At 44.8% G+C, this 20,186-nt stretch carries 16 protein-coding genes; 5 read left to right on the top strand and 11 right to left on the bottom strand.

Annotated elements, in window-relative coordinates:
• The first annotated feature begins 77 nt into the window (after positions 1-77).
• Positions 78-2,468, top strand: coding sequence for a TonB-dependent siderophore receptor (locus AC07NA_RS10215; protein WP_494897475.1), 2,391 nt, complete (start codon positions 78-80; stop codon positions 2,466-2,468).
• Positions 2,469-2,604: 136 nt separating this feature from the next.
• Here AC07NA_RS10215 and AC07NA_RS10210 read toward each other — a convergent pair whose 3' ends face one another.
• On the bottom strand, positions 2,605-2,940 hold the full coding sequence (locus AC07NA_RS10210; protein ID WP_494897474.1) for a hypothetical protein: 336 nt from the start codon (positions 2,938-2,940) through the stop codon (positions 2,605-2,607).
• Between the two features lie 228 nt (positions 2,941-3,168).
• Here AC07NA_RS10210 and AC07NA_RS10205 point away from each other — a divergent pair, with 228 nt between their 5' ends.
• Together AC07NA_RS10205 and AC07NA_RS10200 are read left to right on the top strand one after the other, a co-directional pair.
• Positions 3,169-4,293, top strand: coding sequence for a sensor histidine kinase (locus AC07NA_RS10205; RefSeq protein WP_494897473.1), 1,125 nt, complete (start codon positions 3,169-3,171; stop codon positions 4,291-4,293).
• On the top strand, positions 4,268-4,999 hold the full coding sequence (locus AC07NA_RS10200; RefSeq protein ID WP_494897472.1) for a LytR/AlgR family response regulator transcription factor: 732 nt from the start codon (positions 4,268-4,270) through the stop codon (positions 4,997-4,999). The genes AC07NA_RS10205 and AC07NA_RS10200 overlap by 26 nt, the downstream gene beginning before the upstream one ends.
• A gap of 268 nt (positions 5,000-5,267) precedes the next feature.
• Here AC07NA_RS10200 and AC07NA_RS10195 read toward each other — a convergent pair whose 3' ends face one another.
• Complete coding sequence (locus tag AC07NA_RS10195) at positions 5,268-7,523, bottom strand: sugar-binding domain-containing protein (protein WP_494897471.1); 2,256 nt, start codon at positions 7,521-7,523, stop codon at positions 5,268-5,270.
• Positions 7,524-7,745: 222 nt separating this feature from the next.
• Here AC07NA_RS10195 and AC07NA_RS10190 point away from each other — a divergent pair, with 222 nt between their 5' ends.
• Positions 7,746-8,366, top strand: a complete 621-nt coding sequence (locus tag AC07NA_RS10190) for a pentapeptide repeat-containing protein (RefSeq protein ID WP_494897470.1) — start codon at positions 7,746-7,748, stop codon at positions 8,364-8,366.
• Between the two features lie 201 nt (positions 8,367-8,567).
• Here the strand turns inward: AC07NA_RS10190 and AC07NA_RS10185 are convergent, their stop codons facing one another.
• The 7 genes from AC07NA_RS10185 to AC07NA_RS10155 form a co-directional block, all read right to left on the bottom strand.
• The gene (locus AC07NA_RS10185; RefSeq protein WP_494897469.1) at positions 8,568-9,089 is read right to left on the bottom strand and encodes a protease; all 522 of its coding nucleotides are present in this window, start codon (positions 9,087-9,089) and stop codon (positions 8,568-8,570) included.
• Positions 9,090-9,378: 289 nt separating this feature from the next.
• Positions 9,379-10,020: an NAD(P)-dependent oxidoreductase gene (locus tag AC07NA_RS10180; RefSeq protein ID WP_494897468.1), complete on the bottom strand. Its 642-nt coding sequence runs from the start codon at positions 10,018-10,020 to the stop codon at positions 9,379-9,381.
• A gap of 51 nt (positions 10,021-10,071) precedes the next feature.
• The gene (locus tag AC07NA_RS10175) at positions 10,072-10,479 is read right to left on the bottom strand and encodes an Rrf2 family transcriptional regulator (protein WP_494897467.1); all 408 of its coding nucleotides are present in this window, start codon (positions 10,477-10,479) and stop codon (positions 10,072-10,074) included.
• Positions 10,480-10,597: 118 nt separating this feature from the next.
• Positions 10,598-11,860, bottom strand: coding sequence for an MFS transporter (locus tag AC07NA_RS10170; protein WP_494897466.1), 1,263 nt, complete (start codon positions 11,858-11,860; stop codon positions 10,598-10,600).
• Positions 11,861-11,903: 43 nt separating this feature from the next.
• Complete coding sequence (locus tag AC07NA_RS10165) at positions 11,904-12,566, bottom strand: FadR/GntR family transcriptional regulator (protein ID WP_494897465.1); 663 nt, start codon at positions 12,564-12,566, stop codon at positions 11,904-11,906.
• A gap of 89 nt (positions 12,567-12,655) precedes the next feature.
• Complete coding sequence (locus AC07NA_RS10160) at positions 12,656-14,290, bottom strand: ArnT family glycosyltransferase (RefSeq protein ID WP_494897464.1); 1,635 nt, start codon at positions 14,288-14,290, stop codon at positions 12,656-12,658.
• Between the two features lie 147 nt (positions 14,291-14,437).
• The gene (locus AC07NA_RS10155) at positions 14,438-15,139 is read right to left on the bottom strand and encodes a DUF92 domain-containing protein (RefSeq protein ID WP_494897463.1); all 702 of its coding nucleotides are present in this window, start codon (positions 15,137-15,139) and stop codon (positions 14,438-14,440) included.
• 47 nt (positions 15,140-15,186) lie between these two features.
• Here AC07NA_RS10155 and AC07NA_RS10150 point away from each other — a divergent pair, with 47 nt between their 5' ends.
• A complete protein-coding gene (locus tag AC07NA_RS10150; RefSeq protein ID WP_494897462.1) occupies positions 15,187-15,879 on the top strand; it encodes a class I SAM-dependent methyltransferase in 693 nt (230 codons plus the stop codon).
• Between the two features lie 189 nt (positions 15,880-16,068).
• On the opposite strand, the gene AC07NA_RS10145 is transcribed toward AC07NA_RS10150, so the two are convergent.
• Together AC07NA_RS10145 and AC07NA_RS10140 are read right to left on the bottom strand one after the other, a co-directional pair.
• A complete protein-coding gene (locus AC07NA_RS10145; protein ID WP_494897461.1) occupies positions 16,069-18,669 on the bottom strand; it encodes a DUF3857 domain-containing protein in 2,601 nt (866 codons plus the stop codon).
• A gap of 447 nt (positions 18,670-19,116) precedes the next feature.
• Positions 19,117-20,184 (bottom strand): winged helix DNA-binding domain-containing protein, encoded by a 1,068-nt coding sequence (locus AC07NA_RS10140; protein ID WP_494897460.1) that lies wholly within the window; start codon positions 20,182-20,184, stop codon positions 19,117-19,119.
• Positions 20,185-20,186: the final 2 nt, after the last annotated feature.

The following is a 20,186-nucleotide window of genomic DNA, read 5'->3' as shown; positions in this document are numbered from 1 at the left end:
CAAATTCTCTTTTGATACTTGGATAATTTTCAGTTGTTTTGTGGCATTATTTTTATTTAGTCTAAATAAGTTACAGCATGAAGAAAATCCTTACTTACACAATTATGCTGATGCTGATACCGGCATTTCTATTTGCCCAGCAAACAGGCAGTATCAAAACCATTGTAAAAACATCCGACGGTCAGGCGGCCGAAGCTGTATCCGTTTACATAAAAGGCACAAAAAGAGGTGGCACCACCAACGAAAATGGTGAGCACACTATCTCAAACCTTAAAGCAGGCGATTATACAATACTCATCAGCGCGGTAGGCCTGGTAAGCCAGGAAAAAAGTGTTTCGGTAGGTGCGGGCCAGTCCAGCATTATTGAGGTAACCCTTTCCGAAAGCCTTAGCCAATTGGTTGAGGTAAATATTAAAGGCAGCAAGGTGAACAAGTTCGCTCAAAAATCAAGCGATTATGTTGCCCGTATGCCCTTAAGCAACCTCGAAAATCCGCAGGTATACAATACCGTATCATCTGAACTGATAAAAGAGCAGGTAATTACCAACTTTAACGATGCATTGAAAAATGTACCAGGTATTGATAAGTTATGGACATCAACCGGTCGTGGTGGTGATGGCGCAGGTTATTTCTCACTAAGAGGATTCGCGGTACAGCCAACATTGGTTAACGGCCTTGCCGGTTTAACCACAGGCGGACTTGATCTTGCTAATACCGAACGTATTGAAGTATTAAAAGGCCCATCGGGTACCTTATTCGGCAGTTCAATAATATCGTATGGTGGTTTAATCAACATCATTACCAAAAAACCTTTTAAAACCTTCGCTACCGAGGTAACTTATACCGCGGGCAGCTTTGGTTTAAACCGTATTACTGCCGATGTTAATACCCCGCTTGATAAAGAAGGCAATGTATTGCTGAGAATCAACGCCGCTTATCACGACGAAAACAGCTTTCAGGATCAGGGCTTTAAGAAAACACGTTTTTTCGCCCCTACCTTATCTTACAAGATTGATGATAAACTATCATTCTTATTTAACGCCGAGGTGTTAAGTGCAGAGAGTACCAACCCTACCATGTTATTTTTTGATCGTGATATAGCCTTAAGGGTAAATAACCTGAAAGATTTAGGTTACGATTATAAAAAATCATACACCAGTAATAACCTTACCATTAAAAACCCTACTACCAACATACAGGCGCAAATGAACTACCAGCTATCGCCCGAGTGGAGATCGCAAACAGTGGTATCTCGCAGTACCGCGAAATCTGATGGCTATTATTCATACCTGTATGAAACTTCGCAGTATTTCCCGGGCTATCCGAATATCCCATCGGTATTTGGCCGCTATATTAACAAGCAAAACGCAACTATTACTACTACCGATCTACAACAAAACTTTATCGGCGATTTCAGCATAGCTGGTATGCGCAACAGGATAGTAGCTGGTGTTGACTACTTTAGCCGTGTAAATATTGATAACGGTACAGGTTACGCCGGTGTAGGTATGGTTACCATTGGCGGTGACGACACCGGTATACTATCAGTACCGCAGGTGGATAGCTTGTTGGCCGGTCAGCCGGTTAGTTATAGCAACCTGGAGCAAAAAACTTACAGCGCATACGTGTCTGATGTGTTTAACTTTACGCCAAGCTTATCGGCTATGGTGAGCGCGCGTATTGACCACTTTGTTAACGGTGGTTTAGATGCAGGTGACAGTAAATATTCGCAAACCCACATCTCACCAAAATTCGGTTTGGTTTATCAGCCAATAAAAGATCAGCTTTCGTTATTTGCCAACTACATGAACGGTTTTACCAATGTTGCACCAGCAACTGACGGCTCGGGCCGCAGGGTAACCTTTAACCCACAGCAAGCAAATCAGCTTGAGTTTGGTACAAAATTGAACATTTGGGATAATAAAATTGCAGCCAGCTTTAGCTACTACGATATTAAGGTTACTGATGTAGTACGTTCAATTGGTGCAAACGTTAACCAAACTTACGTACAGGATGGCGAAAACAACAGCAAGGGTTTTGAGGCCGATATAACCGCTAACCCGGTAAAAGGGCTGAATATTATTGCAGGTTATAGCCGCAACATCAGCAAAACAACCAAAACAAGCCAGGAAGACTTTTTAGGCAGACGCCCGGAAGAAGCCGGTCCTAAAAATATGATAAATGCCTGGATCAGCTACCGCTTTGATGAGGGCGTAGTAAAAGGTTTAGGATTAGGCTTCGGCGGAAATTACGCCAGCGAAAACCAGATACTGAACAGGCTAACCACCGGCGTATTCGCTTTACCTGCTTACACCGTGTTAAACGCTTCCGCATCTTACGCGGCTAAGGCTTTTACGTTTACTTTTAAAGTAGATAACCTTACCAATAAAGAATATTACAAAGGCTGGTCAACCCTTGAGGCACAACGCCCAAGGGCATATATAGGCAGCATTGCTTATAAATTTTAAAATACATCCATCTACCTAATAAACAAACCGAAGCCGCTCCTTACAAGGAGCGGCTTTTCTATGACCTGTACCCAATAAAAAGCGGCAAACTTCACAGGCTGCCGCTTAATGGTTAAAGGTGATTATTTAAATGTTTTTATAATTCTTCCTGGTTTGTTTGCACGTTAAAGCAAATAGCCAGCAGGCTTTTATCGGCAGTGTATTCCTTTTGGTTTACCAATACGGCAAGCAATTGATTAAGCTTGGTTTGCACTTTTTTATCGCTTACTTTCAGTTTTTTGTTCACTGTTTCTTCGTAAATAAGTTGCTTTTCTTCATTATAAAATTTAACGGTATTGCGTTTTTTATTGTAGGTGCTACCCTCAACTACCCAAAAGCCTTGTTGCGGCTGTTCGGCTTTTAAACTTGTTTGTGCTATGCCATTTACTATGGTTACGGCAATAATTGCTAAGGTTAAGATGATCTTTTTCATTGTGATATGTTTTAAATTATACACCAAAAGTATTTGGTGCCCGGTACATATATTACGCATGCCTACGCAAAACGCTACAGTGGTATTAAAATGCCGTTACCTTATGATGAACACCTTTAGTCATGCGCAAAACCGCTTAAGTGGGTGCTATTATGCAGTTGGTATGCAAATAGATGCCGTTCATCTACTTATGGCATTTAAAATATTGGTTTATTGTAAATTAGCTATATGAAAGCGATGGTAAATATTTCGGCACGATGGCCGCGTACACGGGTGATACAACATGTGGCATTCTGGGTATTGGCTATAATATTTACCGATCTTATTTATGCGCCTAAAAGCAGCTTTTGGATAGCCGCCCGCAATAACGTTTTTTACATACCACTACACCTCATCTTCTTTTACGCGACGGCTTATTGGCTGGCGCCTAAATACTTGCTTAAAAACAAGTATGCCTGGTTTATCCTGCTAACCTTGGCTTTGAATTTACTACTTGCCGTGGCATCCCGGTTTATCGACATATTAATTACCTATCCTTATATCATAAAATATGCCCCCAAGGGAGATTTTTGGCCCGATAGCCGTCCGCTTAAAATACAATTAACGGACATTAACGGCTATATCAGTGCTTTTAAGGGCATTAACTTTATTGTTTGGGTTGCCTTTGGTATTAAGCTGTTTAAAATGTGGTACGAGCGCAAGCAGGCAGCCGTAAAAGCCGAACTCAGTGCTTTGAAAGGGCAGCTGCATCCGCATTTTCTGTTCAATACACTGAATAATTTATACTCGCTTACTTTGCAAAATTCGGATAAGTCGCCGGGTGTGGTGTTGGGCCTATCGGAAATGCTGCGTTATATGCTGTACGAATGCAGTGACGAATATGTACCGCTGAGTAAGGAAATACTGATGCTGAAGAACTATACCGACCTGGAGAAACTGCGCTACGAAGACCGCCTCGACCTTACCTTTAATATCAGCGGAGATCTGCAAAATAAACTGATAGCGCCCCTTTTGTTATTACCCATTATAGAGAATGCTTTTAAACACGGCACCAGCGAAAACATTGGCCAGGCATGGATCAACATTAATATTGAGGTGAGCGGTAACGTTTTAAAATTAAAGGCGTCTAATAGTAAGGCAGATGTAGTACAGCCTGATGCTGATAAGCACTTTGGCAACATCGGGCTGCAAAATGTAACCAAACGATTGGATTACCTGTATCCCGGCCCGCACCAACTGAAAATACTCAACGATGATGAGGCTTTTTTAGTAGTGATGGAAGTACCGCTGAAAGCCTTACTAACACCCTTAACACAGTTGAAACAACATGAAGATACGCGTACTTATAGCTGATGATGAACCGCATGCCATTGAAGTAATCAGTACTTATCTGCAAAATTTTGATGATATAGAAATAGCGGGTAAATGCAGCAATGCCATACAGGCTTTTCAATTGCTGCAACAAAAACCTATCGACCTTATATTTCTGGATATTAAAATGCCGGGCCTTAGCGGTATTGATTTTGTACGAAGCCTTAAAAATCCTCCCCATATTATTTTCACCACGGCATACAGCGAATACGCTTTAGAAGGTTTTGAACTGAACGCGGTTGACTACCTGCTTAAGCCTATCTCGTTCGAACGTTTTTTAAGGGCGATGGATAAGGTATACCAGCGTTATGATAATAAGGCTACCGTGCGGATTGCCAACGAAGTACCTGTGGGCGATAAAGACACCTTTCTATACATAAAGGTAGACCGTAAAACCATCAAGCTGAATATCAACAGTATTTTATGGATAGAGAGCCTGCGCGATTATGTGAAAGTGGTTACCCAGCAGGAAGTATACATCAGCAAGCAAAAGATCAGCTTTTTAGAGGAAATGCTGCCCGAAAGACAATTCGTGCGTATTCACCGTTCATTTATTGTAGCCCTGGCGAAGATCAATTCCTTCTACTCCTACAGCCTCGAAATTAACGGACACGAGCTGCCCATTGGCCGTAATTATAAGCTGGAAGTACAAAAAAAACTGAAGCTTGAACAAATGTTTGTGAATTAAATCTACAAGCCAATCTCATAGTTAACTCACCCGGTCTACGCTTCGCTGGACCGCCCTCTCTCCGGCTTTGCCGTAAAGAGGGCTTGATGAAAAATAAAAACTCCTCTTTCCGCTCGCGGAGAGAGGGGTGACGAGCGAAGCGATGTCGGGGTGAGTCGATATTGTACAACCTATTAATTTAACTGCCCCGAATCCCCCTATAACAAAAGAAGCGGGGAGCAAATGAATGCCCCACCGCTTCGGGTTGAATTATTATTAGAATTAGAACTTAGTTCGTTTTAAAAGGAACGGCTTTGTCTTTTGAAATTACCGATATACCGGCGTCAATATACTGGCCGCCGCCTGTTTGGTTACAGTGAATAGCAATTACGTTTTTACCGTTTGATACCAATGCAGCCTGGGCTTCCTTGCTCATGGTGGAGATAACGTAGCCTGATGTAATATCTTCTTTAAAAGCAGCTTTTACACCGTTAATATACACCTCGCATTTTTCATCGTGGTGGATGTATAGTACAAGGTCTTCACGCTTGATGTCTTTCAGGTCGCCAAGAGTAAATTCCTGACGGATCCAAATATCTTTACCGTCCCAAACAGTTTTAACGTTGGCACCCGGCGTAAAGCTGGTACCAAAACCTGCCTGGCCCGATTTCCATGCCGCATCCGCGAACTTAGTGGCAAACCAGCTATCGGCAGGTTTATCAAAAGTATATTTCCAGGTGCGCGGGTTAACCTGCGACGATGGCAATATCTCTGTAAGGTAAAGATCATCGTGGATAGCTTTATGATTTGATGCCGCTATCTTTTCTACAGGGCCTTTGATCACTTCACGATCGTACGTTAATAAACCGTTCAACTCAATTTCAACGTCAGTAATTTCGGTGTATACTGCCGCGCTCAGGCCTTTGTTGGTTTTGTACATTACCAGGTCGTTAGCGTAAGTATCGTACAGGTCGGTGTATTTCTTTTCGTTATCTATCATGATATACGTTGGCCCCGTAGCCCAGGTATGGTTAGGGATGATGTAACCGATACCGCCATACTCGCCGCAAGCCAAAATTTGTTTATCGCTTGCCGGTACTGCCGGAGGCGGGTAGCTGTGGATATCAAGGTAATCGCCTGCGTCAAAATGACCACCGCCACTGGCCTGGTTAACCAAACGCGATGGATCTAAGGTTTTAACCATATCTACCAGGTTTTTGGTATTATGCTGCGCCTGGCCTTCGTTAAATACCACCCAGGTAATAATTGACGGTGAGTTCCAGTGGGTTTTGATCATGCGTACCAGTTCCGAACGGAAAGCGGCAGTATCAACCGGCGGGACATGCTCGGTGTACGAGTTTGGCGACGGCATATCCTGCCATACCAGTAAGCCCAGCTTATCGGCCCAGTAATACCAGCGGTAAGGCTCCACCTTAATGTGCTTGCGCACCATGTTGTAACCAAACTTCTTGATCATTTCCAGATCGTATTTCAATGCCGCGTCAGTAGGCGCTGTATATAAACCATCAGGCCAGAAACCCTGATCTAACGGACCAATCTGGAACAAAAATTTATTGTTCAGGTATAGTTTTTTATACTCACCCTCCTGCCCTACTGATATTTTACGCATACCAAAGTAGCTGCCAACCGCGTCAACAGTTTTACCTTGTTTGGTCAGGCTGATATCCAAATCGTAAAGAAAAGGCGCATCCGGCGACCATAGTTTGGCATTTTCTACCGGCACGCTAATCACGGTATTAGCACCACCTGTTGTGGTTTTAATTACCTTGCCGCCATCTTTCACCTTAATATCTACCGTGTAACCATCGGCAACACCGGCAGTATTTACAGTAAGGTTTACCACACCTTTATCAATATCAGGCACAATTTTAATATTATCGATACTGGTTACCGGCACAGGCTCCAACCATACGGTTTGCCATATACCTGTAGTTGAGGTATACATGATACCCTGCGGATTCAGCGTTTGTTTACCGCGCGGGAAACCGCCTTTATCAGTAGGATCGTAAACGCGAACGGTAATTTCCTGCTCGCCCGATTTGGCAATGGCCGAGGTAACATCATAAGTGAACGGATCATAACCACCGGTGTGCACACCCAGGCTTTTACCGTTTACAAATACTTCTGATTCGTAATCAACCGCGCCGAAGTGTAATAATACTTTCTGGCCTTTCCAATCTGCCGGAACGGTGAATTTACGGCGATACCAAACACGTTCGTGCTGCTCCATTACGCCCGAAAGCGCCGACTCAACCGGGAACGGTACCAATATTGTTTTCGACAGGTTGCCTTTTGGCTGGGCTTCGGCTGCGCCGCTGCTTGCCTGAAACTGCCATACACCATTAAGGTTGAGCCATTTGGTACGGGTAAGCTGCGGACGAGGGTACTCGGGCAATACGCTTTTAGGGTTTACATCCTTGGCAAACTTGCTCATAAGCACAGCTTTTTTAGGCTGCCACTCCTGCGCAAACAGTAGCGAGGGCGCTATAGCGAACGCTAAGGCTACAATCTTTTTAAAATTCATTGTTCAGGGTAAATAATTATTATTTTGGTTAAATTGATATATGTTTAAATATTAATCAGTGCCTAAAAATATATTAAAATAGCTTGCCCCCTGCATGCTCGCGGCGGATTGATTGGATATGAAGAAAGAATGAGAAGATTTGTGGAAAGCCCTGTTTAACAGCATGTACCTAAGCGGCAAACATTTTATTTTATTTATAAAGCTGCTTTAACATCTGCAAAATTGGCTATTGTTATTACTTTAGCGGCAATTTTTACACGGCATAATTATGAGTTACAAATTGACGAGGACGTAGTATTTAAAAATAGCAAACCGGCAGATATTGAGGGCCATAAACGGGTATTTGAACGCTGCGAGTTCTTGAACTGCGATCTGTCGTACGCTAACCTGTCGCACATTACTTTTATCGATTGTGTTTTTAAAACCTGTAACCTATCCCTCGTACAATTAACCGATACGGGCCTGCAAAATGTGAGCTTTCAGGAATGCAAACTCGCGGGAGCCCATTTTGATAAATCTAACCATTTCTCGTTCGAGGTTAACTTTACGGGTTGCAATATGACGAACAGCATCTTCTACAAAAAGCGGTTGAAAGGCACTAAGTTTAACGATTGCATTTTAAATGAATCTGACTTTAGCGAAGCCGACCTCACCTCCGCCGTATTTGACAATTGCGACCTCAACCGTGTAATATTTGATAACACCATACTTAAAGGCGCCGACTTCAGTTCGGCCTATAATTTTGTGATAGACCCTGAAAACAACTCCATAGCCAAAGCGAAATTCAGTATACATGGCTTGAGTGGCTTGCTGGCTAAGTATAAGATAACAATTACGGGGTAGTAGGAAGCTGAAAGGTGAAAGCTGAAAGGAGAAAGCGAAAAGCTCTTTAAAATCGTAGTTTAATTAACTCACCCCGACTTCGCTTCGCTGGTCGACCCTCTCTGCGCGAGCGCAAAGAGGGTGAAAAGACTTAAAAAACAAAAATCCCTCTCTGCTACGCAAAGAGGGATGTCGAGCGTAGCGATGACAGGGTGAGTCAGCTTACTTTTCGTAAACAAACGTAACACCATCTTTAACCACTAAGCCACTCATGTTTTGGCCTACGTAAGTGGCGGTATACTTGCCCGGCTTGGTAATATCATAACCTTTCAGCAGGTTAACCGTTACCGATAAGCTGTCTTTAGGTTTTACCTTGATGTAGCTATCAGCAGGAGGCGGCATTATGCGTTTGGCCATAGCGCCTTTGTAATTGGCTTCCTGTCCGCTTTCATCTTTAACATCGAGGTATTTGCTCATTAAAGGCTCAAACGGGGTATGCCATTTGCAAAATTGCTGCGCGGTATCGGCAGGGTTATAAACAGTAAACTTAAGTTGTACCGAATCGCTGCCTTTAACAGCATCGCTGATGGTCATTTTTGCAAAAAGGGCTTTACTTTCGGTGCTATCAGCGGTTTGTGCTGCACCGGCAGAATCGGTTTGGCCTTGTGATGTTTTTGAACCAACGCTACAGGCAGAAAGCGCCAGCACAGCAGCGGCAGATAATATCAGTTTATAGTTTTTCATACGGCAAAGTTATTTCTTTTAATTGCTTTACTTGTTTAAACACTGTTAAGTTACAGTATCCTCTATTCAAAGGTTACACGTGTAATAGTGTATAAAAGCAACAGGGTTTAGAAAGTTTTTAAAAACTTTCTAAACCCTGTTTTTGAGAAGCATAATTTATTTCCCTCCCTCGGGAGGGCAGGGAGGGGTTATGCATTATATAAGAAACATTTAAGCCGATGAAACCCCTTCCTCCTCCTTCCCGAGGGAAGGAATCGCACAAGGCCCGGCACTGTTTCCTGGCTGCTCTTTAATAACCCAACGTAAAACGTTGTTTTACAAATTGCTTGTTCTCTACCTCATCCAATAAAGCCACTGCGAGGTCAGCTACGCTGATGTCGTTTTTACCATGCTCATTAAATACAGGGCTTTCGGTGCCTAACCTGAATTGGCCGGTACGTTCGCCGGGGTGCAGGTTGATGGCCGGGCTCAGGAAGGTCCAGTCCAGTTCTTCTTCTTTGCGTAGTTCGGTCAGGAAATCGCGTGCTGCTGTAGCACCGGCTTTCCATTCTGCCGGGAACTGCGGACTATCAACCAACTGATTGCCGTCAATATATAAACTACCCGCGCCGCCAATTACTATCAGTCTTTTTACACCGGCGGCTTTAGTAGCCTCTTGTATCGAGGTTGATCCTTTTATAAAGTCGTCATAAATTTCGGGATTGCCCCAGCCCGGGTTATATGAGCTGATCACTACATCATTACCTGCAAGTATGGCTGTCAGTTTCTCTGTTTCAAAAATATCGGCACCTGTTACGGTAAGGTTATCGTTTTGTACAGTAATTTTTTCGGGGTTACGTACTATAGCGGTTACCAGGTGACCGCGGTTTAATGCTTCTGTTAATACGCTGGCTCCTACAAAGCCCGATGCGCCAATAATTGCTACTTTCATTTTGTTTGGTTTATTGTAATTAAAATTATTACAGTTTATGTTAAAAAAATATTAATAAAATTTCTCACTAAAATCGGCCAGGTTAAAGTCATACAGTTTTTTTATCACCGCGTCTTCAATCTCCTTGTCCATATCTTTTAAATGCTGGTTGATTTGCCTGCCTACCGGGCATTTCGGGTTGGGCTCATTCCTGGCCTGCCCCAAAATTGCCGTTTGTTTAACGGCCTCGTACACATCGGCAAACCGGATCTGCTCCGGCGATTTTGCCAGCATATAACCGCCTGCCTTGCCTTCCTTGCTAATGATCAATCCGTGCTTGCGCAGGTTGCTTAGCTCCTTACGTACCAGTGCCGGGTTTGTATTGATGCTGCCCGCCAAATAATCAGACGATACCAACTCGCCCTTCGCTGCATCCAGCAGGGTAAGTATGTGTACTGATATATGAAAGCGTCCGTTCATCTTTACTGTAATTATAAATATTACAGTACAAAGGTGCGCAACATTTTTCAATAAAAAAAGGCACCCGCAAAAGGTGCCTTGTATTTTACTTTATGCCGACAAATAGATGTTCAGCTATTTACTTAACGGCTGTCTTCTTTTTCCCTTCAATATCAGGTAATAAACCTGTAATAATACCAATCAGCGGTAGGTAAGCGCACAGGTTAAATACGTGCGTAATACTGGTATGGTCGGCCAGGCGGCCCAATAATGCCGAGCCTAACCCGCCCATCCCGAAGGCGAAACCGAAGAACAAGCCCGATACCATGCCCACCTTGCCCGGCAGAAGCTCGGTAGCGTAAACCAATATGGCCGAAAATGCCGAGGCGATAATAACGCCGATAAATACAGATAGTACACCCGTCCAAAATAAACTGGCATAAGGCAATAGCAACGTGAATGGCGCCACACCTAATATCGAGATCCAAATGATGTATTTACGGCCAAACTTATCGCCCAGCGGACCGCCAATTAAGGTACCCGCAGCTACTGCCGCCAAAAAAACGAACAAATACATTTGTGATTGCTGTACCGACAAATGGAACTTACCAATGAGGTAGAAGGTGAAATAACTCGTCATGCTGGCCATGTAAAAATATTTGGAGAAGATGAGCAGCAGCAAGATCACTACCGACGTAATGATGCGGCCTTTTGATAATGCCGGGCGGCTCTCTTCAACAGCAACCTTTTTACGTGCCCTTAATGCAAGGTGGCCTTTATACCAACCGGCCACTTTTAACAATACAAAAATAGCCAGTACAGCCGCCAGCGCGAACCATCTGATATTGCCCTGCCCGAACGGAATGATAATAAGCGCGGCCAGCAAAGGCCCGATAGCGCTGCCCGCATTACCGCCCAGCTGGAAAATTGATTGTGCCAAACCACGTTTACCGCCCGATGCCATATAGGCCACCTTTGACGATTCGGGGTGAAACACCGATGAGCCGGTACCGATCAAAGCTACCGAAACCAGTATAAATATAAAACTTGATGCTATTGAAAGGCTCAACAAACCTATCAGCGTAAAACCCATACCAATAGCTAGCGAATACGGGCTTGGCTTTTTATCAGTATAGTTGCCTACAAAGGGCTGCAGTAAAGATGCGGCCAGTTGAAAAGTAAGTGTGATGAGTCCGATCTGCGTGAACGACAGGTGGAAGTTGGTTTTGATCATGGGGTATACCGATGGGATGACCGATTGCATCATATCATTCAGTAAGTGCGAAAAGCTGATGGCGAACAAAATAGGATACACCGTTTGCTGTACCGCCTGTTTGGTTTCGGTACTGATGATACTGCCCGGAGCGGTAGAGTCGGTAGTAATTTCTGCGGATGGTTTCATTTTAGATATATATTTTATCCTTACGGATAGATGGATAAGTAATTTATTGCGAAACGTGGCCAATGATGCGGGCGGCACAGTTCCAGGCTTTTTTGGCATCGCCTTCAATAATGCTGTTCATGAGTTGTTCGTGCAGATGGGTGGTGCTCACAAATATCTGCGTATCGGGGTAGCTCTCCATAAACCAGCTTTTGAGGTGTGTAGCAACTGATTTGTACAGATCGGCCAGGATATCATTCCCGGATGCCTCAGCTATAGCGGTGTGGAAACTTACATCGGCCTCCACGCAATCGGCCATCAGGCCTGCACGGGCAGCATCGGTACGGCGAATAAACATGGCTTTTATTTGGGCTATGTCGTTATCAGTACGGTTAACAGCTGCTTTTTCGGCTATTTTCATTTCCAGCAGTTGCCTCACTTCGTCCAAATTTTGCGCGCTGGCCCGTTTAAAACGCTGTGCCAGAGGCTCTCGGATGCCCGAGGTATCCTCAACAAAGGTACCCAGCCCCTGCTGCACCCTCAACAAGCCCGAGTTGGTAAGCAGTTTTATCGCTTCGCGGATGGTGGAGCGCCCAACGCCAAAGTTTTTCATCAGCTCTGGCTCAATAGGCAGCTTCTCACCGATCTGATATTTCCCGGCTTTAACCTGGTGCTGTATAGCGGCGGCTACTTCATCGGCCAGTGAACTACGTTTTAATATTGTCATTTAATTATATCATCATATCATCTGATGATTGCAAACTTGAGGATATAATTTTACAATTACAACCTCTTTTTAATATTTTATAGAATGGATTAATCCTGCGGCTTTTCACCCGGACCGAATGGCGGCCTGCCGGTGAGCTGCTTGTACAGCGGCAAATCTTCGCGGGTTTCTTTGGTTACGTGGAAGTTTTTACAGTAATAAACCTGCATGTGCAGTTCAGTTACACCGCTGCGGATTATTTTGATCTCCGGCAGCTCGGTAATACTGTCAAAAAACGGTTTGGCATCCTGGGTAACGCTCTCGTACTCGCCCTGCGAAACAATAATGGCATCATGCCCAATGAGTTTGTTAGGGTCAACAAGGTAAGCCATGTTACGCGGGTCGTGGTTAAAGCAAATGATCTCCTTTTTACCTTTCAGCGCCCAATCTACCTTACCGGTAAGCCACCAGCGCGGCGTACCTACAAACAGATTTTTATTATTGAACCAGCCTTCTTTTTCAAAGCGGGTGTTAACGTCGTTATAGTCGATACCCTGTACGGTAGGGTCGTCGGTATCGCCTGCGAGGCCTACCGCCCATTTCGGGCCGTACCATGTCCAAAAACCGGTTACCATGTGCAGGCTCAGTACGGTAATCGTGATAACGGTAAACCATATTGAAAAATTCATCCACCTGCGTGTGCCCCGTGCGGTTTCGGTATTACTTAGCTTTTTATCGATAGCGTAGCCCAGCGGTGCGAAAAGCATCATGTAGCCGGGTGCCTGCCAGTGAAAGTGATATTGAAGATCGGCCCAAAGGGTAACCACGGTGAAGAAAACGATAGGTAAAACGGCTATCCAAAACACGTAGCTGTATGATAATGAAGTAACCCTTTGCTTGAACGATACGAATAACTGCCTGAAGGTAGGTACCCATATCCATGGCAACAACCAAAGTGCCTGCCCGCCAAGGCTTCGCAAAAACCAATCGATATGCAGTTGAAACTTTTGCCCCGTACCTGCGCGCGATCCCTGGAAAACAAAGGAAGCCCAGTTGTTCTGATAATTCCACCAAATGATAGGAAACGCCATGATCAGCGTGATCAAAACCGCCAAATACGGCCCCGGGTGCCTCAACCAATGCCTTTGCGATTTATTGGCTACTATGAACAAGAACACACCTGCAAATAAAAACAATACGTGGTATTTGCTAAGCGTAGCCAGCCCCATCAGCAAGCCTATATTTACCCACCACAGGTAGGTTTTACGTTTATTAAAAGTGATAGTACCCCTGTTTTCGCCAACCTGCATTACCTGTAGTATGCAGTACGCGGCGGCCAGCCAAAAGAACATCAGCGGCGCATCAGGCTGAAACCAGCAGGCTATGGCCACGGTGAATACCGCGCTCAAATTCATCACTACTACCGCCCAAAAACCGGCCTTGGCGTTAAATAACTGGCGGGTGAGTAAGAAAAGCATCCAACTGGTACCTGCAAACAACAATACCGCCGGGAAACGCAGCCCCAGTGTAGTTAAGCCGAATATTTTTGTACTTAACCAGCTCAACCAAAAAAACAATGGCGGCTGATCGAAATAGCTTAGTTCAAGTGTAATGGCACCACGAAAGTAGTACGACTCGCCGATACCCAAGCCTGTATAAGCGGCTATCAGTATGCGAATGATGAATGTGATAATGATCAACGTTAACGCGTACCGCGCTGCATTACTTTCAGTGAGTTTTTTCACTATGTGGGCTAATTAAAATTAGGATTAGGGCGAGTATTTCACCCCATTTTCAGTCGACAAAACTAAAAAATATCCGGCACATATTTATAAGCAGGCCGGGTCATTAGTTTGTAGTTTTAAAGATGTGTTGATAAACCAAAGCACGGTTTAAAACAGCAACACCACACAACCTGCAATAAGCGTATTTAAAAAGTTAACCGCGTTATTGCCGATCAGGTTTCTGCGTTCGAGACTTGCGCCGAGTACAGAATCGGTAAGGTTACCAATGGTTCCGGCTATGATGATCTTCAAAATAACCCAACTCCAGCCAAAACCAATGGCGTATATCAGCGCGATAAGACTGCTGCCCGCCACACCGATCAGCAAACCCTCTATACTGATCACGCCGTTTTCGCCTCGGGTATCAGTTTTCAGGGCGAGGATATTGAAGAACCGCCTGCCGTAAAGCATCCCCAGTTCAGATGCCAAAGTATCGGCCATTGCCGAGGCGAAGGATGCCGCCAGCATTAATTGAAATACTTCCCGGTAATCCGGATAGATCAGCGTGACGATACCTGTTAACCCGGCCACTCCCGCGTTGGCCAGTACCTGCCCTGCCGTGCGCCTGCCTCCGTTGGCTTCGGCGGCGTTGATGCTTTGTTTGAGTTCGCGTTGCCATAATGTGGCTAAAGTACCCGCCAAAAAGAAGGTAGTTATAATGGCTATGCCCGTAAAATCAGCACATATATAAATGAGGATGCTTACTAAACCACCTGTAATAGCCGCCGTGAGTGTGAGCTTCTTGCTTTTTACGCTGCCTATCATACCGGCAGTAATTATGATAATGAGTAAAAAGTGGGCGATGGTCATAATTGGGCAATTGCCCAAATATATTGATTTGATACCTTTGTAACCACATGAAGGATATTTTAGGTCAAGCCATTTACGACCGCTACCATAAATTGGGCAAGCATAAACTTTGGATCCATAACCAATATGGCCCGAAAGAGGAGATGCCGGTATCAACCTATTTCCGTAAGGAAGATGATATGCCCGACCTGGAATGGCATGCCCTGAACGAATGCCGGGGCAAAACGCTCGACATAGGTGCCGGAGCAGGCAGCCACAGCCTCGAACTGCAAAACCGGGGAATGGATATTACCGCGCTGGATATTTCGCCGCTGGCTGTTGAGGTGATGCGCAAGCGTGGCTTGCAGCAGGCAATTGAGGCCGATATATTTACCTATACCGGACCTAAATATGATACCCTGCTTTTACTGATGAACGGCATAGGGCTTACCGGTTCGCTGGAAAACCTGGCTAATTTTCTGCAATACGTTAAAACACTGCTGGCGCCGGGAGGGCAATTACTGTTCGATTCGTCGGACATTGCTTACCTGTACGAGGGCAACCCGCCGCAGCACAGGTATTATGGCGAGATCAAATATCAATATGAATATAAAGGCAAAAAAACAGATTGGTTCAACTGGTTATATGTGGACGAACACACGCTAACCGATGTGGCAAAAAAGGCCGGCTGGAGCACCGATATTCTGGTGGACGACGAATACGGCCAGTACCTTGCACGCCTGCAACCAATAGCCGAATAAATAAGCAAATTTATTATTCGTTTTAAAAACTTTATGTGGTAAGCCTGCGTATATCCATTAGTTTTGACGAACTAAAAGACCTTACACTACCCAAAAGAACTTAAGGTAAATTATGATGCGATATTATAATTTATTTTCAACCTAAATCGCGATGCCCAAAAGCATCGCGATATTTGTTTACAGGTATGTTTACTGTTGCTCTTTATTAGCAGGAAATGCCTCGGCGCTACGCATTTCGTAGCTGTAGTTATTGGCCGGTTGCGGTACAATAAAAGTGTATTTAACCCTATTAGATTTGATGAAATAAGGTATACATATAGCACCCATCACTATCGAAAATATAAGATCGTTATATAAATTTTTATCCGGCAATGTACCTGAAGAAACTATATAGGTGACAGCGTTTACCACCACTACGGATATAAAGAATCCTATAATGTATTTTGGTAAAATATCCCTGCGGTTTAAAAATAAGATGAGGCAAAAAATGGAGTATCCGGTTAAAATAATGTGCCCTATCGCCTTGATGGTTATCAATGTTTTATTTTGATTACTTAAGGCAGCTGTGCCGTATTTATTCCACTTATCTAAATCAAAATAACCTTCGGAGAATAAGGAAAAGAAACCGGCTATTGTTATAAAGAAAAATACAACCAGTATCAATATCAGCCATCCGCCTAAGGGTTCAAATCCTGAGCCGAATGAAAACACGATACCCGGCGTTTCCCTGCGGTAGATCAATACGCCGCCTACCGCGATAACAATACCTAATAAAGTAATACAAAGCACCATGTACACATTCACGTGCATGGGCTTCAAATTCAACGGCTTTGTTTCGTTACCTGGATTGTAGGTAAATGTATAGGCCAACTCGTCGTCGCTTATCTTTTTAACATCCTTGCGGTATTCGTCGAGTTTATTCACCGGGATATGATCCTGCAAATAAGAGAACTTATAATTCAAGGTGAGCATATCGCCATCTGCAGAGGTAGAAGTATTTAGCCTGTAAGCATCGCGCTCAATATCGGTATGGCTTGCATCTATGCTCCAGCCGCCGGGCAGGTTCACTTTTATGGAATAATCAATATTATAGGGGTAATTTACCGACACCGGCGTTTTCAACCTGCTGTTGATCTCTGATAACTGGTCGCTGATGTAATTGGCATAAAAGCCGCGTACGTAACCACCCTCAACCGAATCCTTTTTAAAGAAATCAGGGATCTTATAACTTTCAATAGTTACGATCTTATTTTCCTGCTCATCATCAGTCACCGTAACAGAATCTGTCGATTCAATTTTGGGGTAGATCTTGGCGTAATAATCAATATAAGTCTTTTCTGTTTCGGCCATGCTTGATGAGGCCAGCTTATCGCGCATGTAATCTGCCTCTGAACCTGTATAAGCCGTGTACACCGTTAAGGTAGCAGGCGTTACGGCATCCATAACGTTGTATGTTTCGGTCAGTTCCATTTTGCCGCCTGTCTTTACCGGGATGGTGGTTAACGCATTTGTTCCATCCTTCAATATCAAGCCTTTGCCATACGGCGGAAAATAAATATCAGTACCCGAACCACGCTGATAAGCTATAGTGGCATCAACCCAAACCTGCTTGCCATCTACCACGGCGGTAACCACGGCATGGTTAAAGGCATTGGCTGTAGGCAAATACTGATCTACCCGGCCACGCATACTGGTGTTTACCAGCACCATCCAGGCATCAATACCGTTTGCACGCAGCAGCGAAGTAAGCAGCAAGGCTTTATCCTTACAATCGCCGTAACGCTGTGCAAACACTTTTGCGGGGTTATTAGCCCGGTGCGAGTATTCGCCAATTTCGATACCCATATAGCGTACTTCATCCTGCACGGCTTTTACCGCGTTCCTGAAATATTTCTCTTTACTATTGCCCGATTGCTTTTTTAGCTGGGCTACTTCATCGGCCAACTCACCGGTAAATTTGGTGGTAACCGGGTTGATGGATAATGCCCATTTGGCTACCTCGTTCCAGTTACTATATTCGCTTACCTGTACGTAGGGGAAGGAATTGTACCAGGCGGGCTGCTTATCTTCATAAGTACCGGCGGCAACCATAAAAGCTTCCCACTCATATTTTTTCAGCCCGGCAGCTTGTGTCACTACCGCTTTAGGCACCGCGTTGAACGATTTGATATTCAAAGCCCTTTTATCAGCCGCAATTAAGGCGGTGTACTGGTGGGCTATAGGCTGGTAACTTTGAAAATAAAAGTTACCCATAAATTTATTGGCAAATATGGGGTTGCTGCCTGTTACCGTGTACGAATATTCTATCCTATCACCCTTGCGGATATCGGTTAGGATATACAAGGCCGAGTAGCTGCCCTGGTAAATAAAGCTGGATAGTTCCTGCTCATCGGCCAATACTTTAAAGGCCGAAGCGTTAAGTTTGTTAATGGGTTTATTGTTGCGCCACACAATGATCTCGTGGAAATCGACCCGCTCGAAAGACGGCTCAAAGCTTACCGAAATTTGCGATCCGTTTTGGATACCCGCCCCGGATACGATTTCGCGGATGATGTGGTTATAATCGGCATGCTGTTCTACATTTACCTGCCGTTCAATTAAGGCATAGAAATACCCGTTTTGCACCGTACGGGCAGGCGGTTTTTTATCATAAGGTTTAACAGTGCTTAACCAGGCAGGCTTAGCCGAAACATGAACTACAGGATTGGCTGCCTGCACAAAACCCGGTTGCAGCCACAATAAAATAAAAACAAACAATGCAGTACTAACTGCGGATAAGGCCTTTCGCATACTGCCATGAAAATAAATAATGGCAACGGATTTAGTGATAATTATTTACAAATAATGAAAATGTTACGGAGGTGGCTAAGATAGGTTGTCATTGCGAGGTACGAAGCAATCTCGTCGCGTTCTTTTTTACTTTTAAGGCTTGTGCTGTGATTTACGTTAGTCTGCTCTTGGCCGCAGGGGCCCATTACTTTTGAGGGCAAAAGTAACAAAACCCTTTGTCCAGCAAAAGGCTTCTTTGCCGCACAAGGCCATACCCTGCAAAACGGTCAGAACTTGGGCTGGAACTTTTGCCCCTCCGCTCGTTTCCGACCCACATGCAACAAGTTCGCTATGCCCGCCTTTGCGCTCCTGGCCAACAACGTTCTGCCCGTTTTCGCCCGAAGCTCTTTGCTGACGGAGAAGCTTAACCTAAGTATAACAAGCACCTTTATTACCTTATTTCTCCTATTACCTCACTTCAACACCCATTCCCATAAACTTGGCATAGCGTTTTACGCTCTTTTCAACAGCGGCTTGCTGCGCGGGTTTCAGTGCGTCGAAAGGGTTTAAATTAACTGTAATGTTTTTTGTGCCGATGCTGCGTTTCCAGTTGCCGGCAATGCTACCACCAAGCATAATGGCCGGGTCGAAAATTAGGTAGCCGCCTTGTTCGGCATGTTTTGTATTGATGACGGCGCTGCGGTCTTTGTAGGCGATGGTGTATTCATCAAACGGGGGCAACAGGCACGATATGGCCGCGGGTAGTTTGGTATCGGGCAGGTGTTGCGGCAGGTAATACGTTTGGTTGTCAAGGGTGATATTGGTCAGCTTATCCTTAATTTCTTCCAGCCCGGTTTTGGCATCGGTTACGGTGAGGCCGCTCCACCATACAAAATCGTGCAGGGTTGCCGGTCCTCGGCTGTTGAAGTAAGTGAGCGCCAACCGCACGATGGATTCATCCCTGGGCAGCGATTTTGCCTTTGGTGCCCGCTCATCAAAGGATGCATACGTAAACTGTTTGCCCTGCCTTGCGCCGCTGGTAATTACACAATCGAGTTCGGCGGTAAACAGCAGATGGATCAAGCGCTGGGTATCAGTGGCAATGCCGCCCTGCTCCAATATTGCTGCAATTTCAGTACGGGTGAGTTGTTTGTCGCCGTGCAAGGCCTTCGCCAGTATATCATTACTTTTTGCGAAGGTTTTGGCATCCAGCTTTAGCTGCCGGTTGCGCCCCGCGCTTTGCTGATTAAGGCGCGGCGCGGTAAGTTCTATCATCCAGCGAATGGCTGCCGGGTTTACAAAATGCCAGGTAGGCCGCAACACGTGGGTGCGCAATACTTCCCCGGCATTTATCTGTTTTTCGAGTTTGTTATCGGTAGCGTTATTTAAACGCAAGCCCAATGCCCATTTCGCCCCGGCATAATCCTGCGCCTGTATAGCACCCATGTAGCTTACCAGTTCGCCCGCGTTTTTAAAACGCGACTTTGATAATTGCTGGTTATACAGGCGGTATTGCAGTAGCTGCCGGGCATTCATGG

It is taken from the genome of Mucilaginibacter sp. GW821-FHT07G05, from assembly GCF_059418565.1.
The sequence above is the reverse complement of the archived record's forward strand: the minus strand, read 5'-3'. Positions and strand labels throughout refer to the sequence as shown.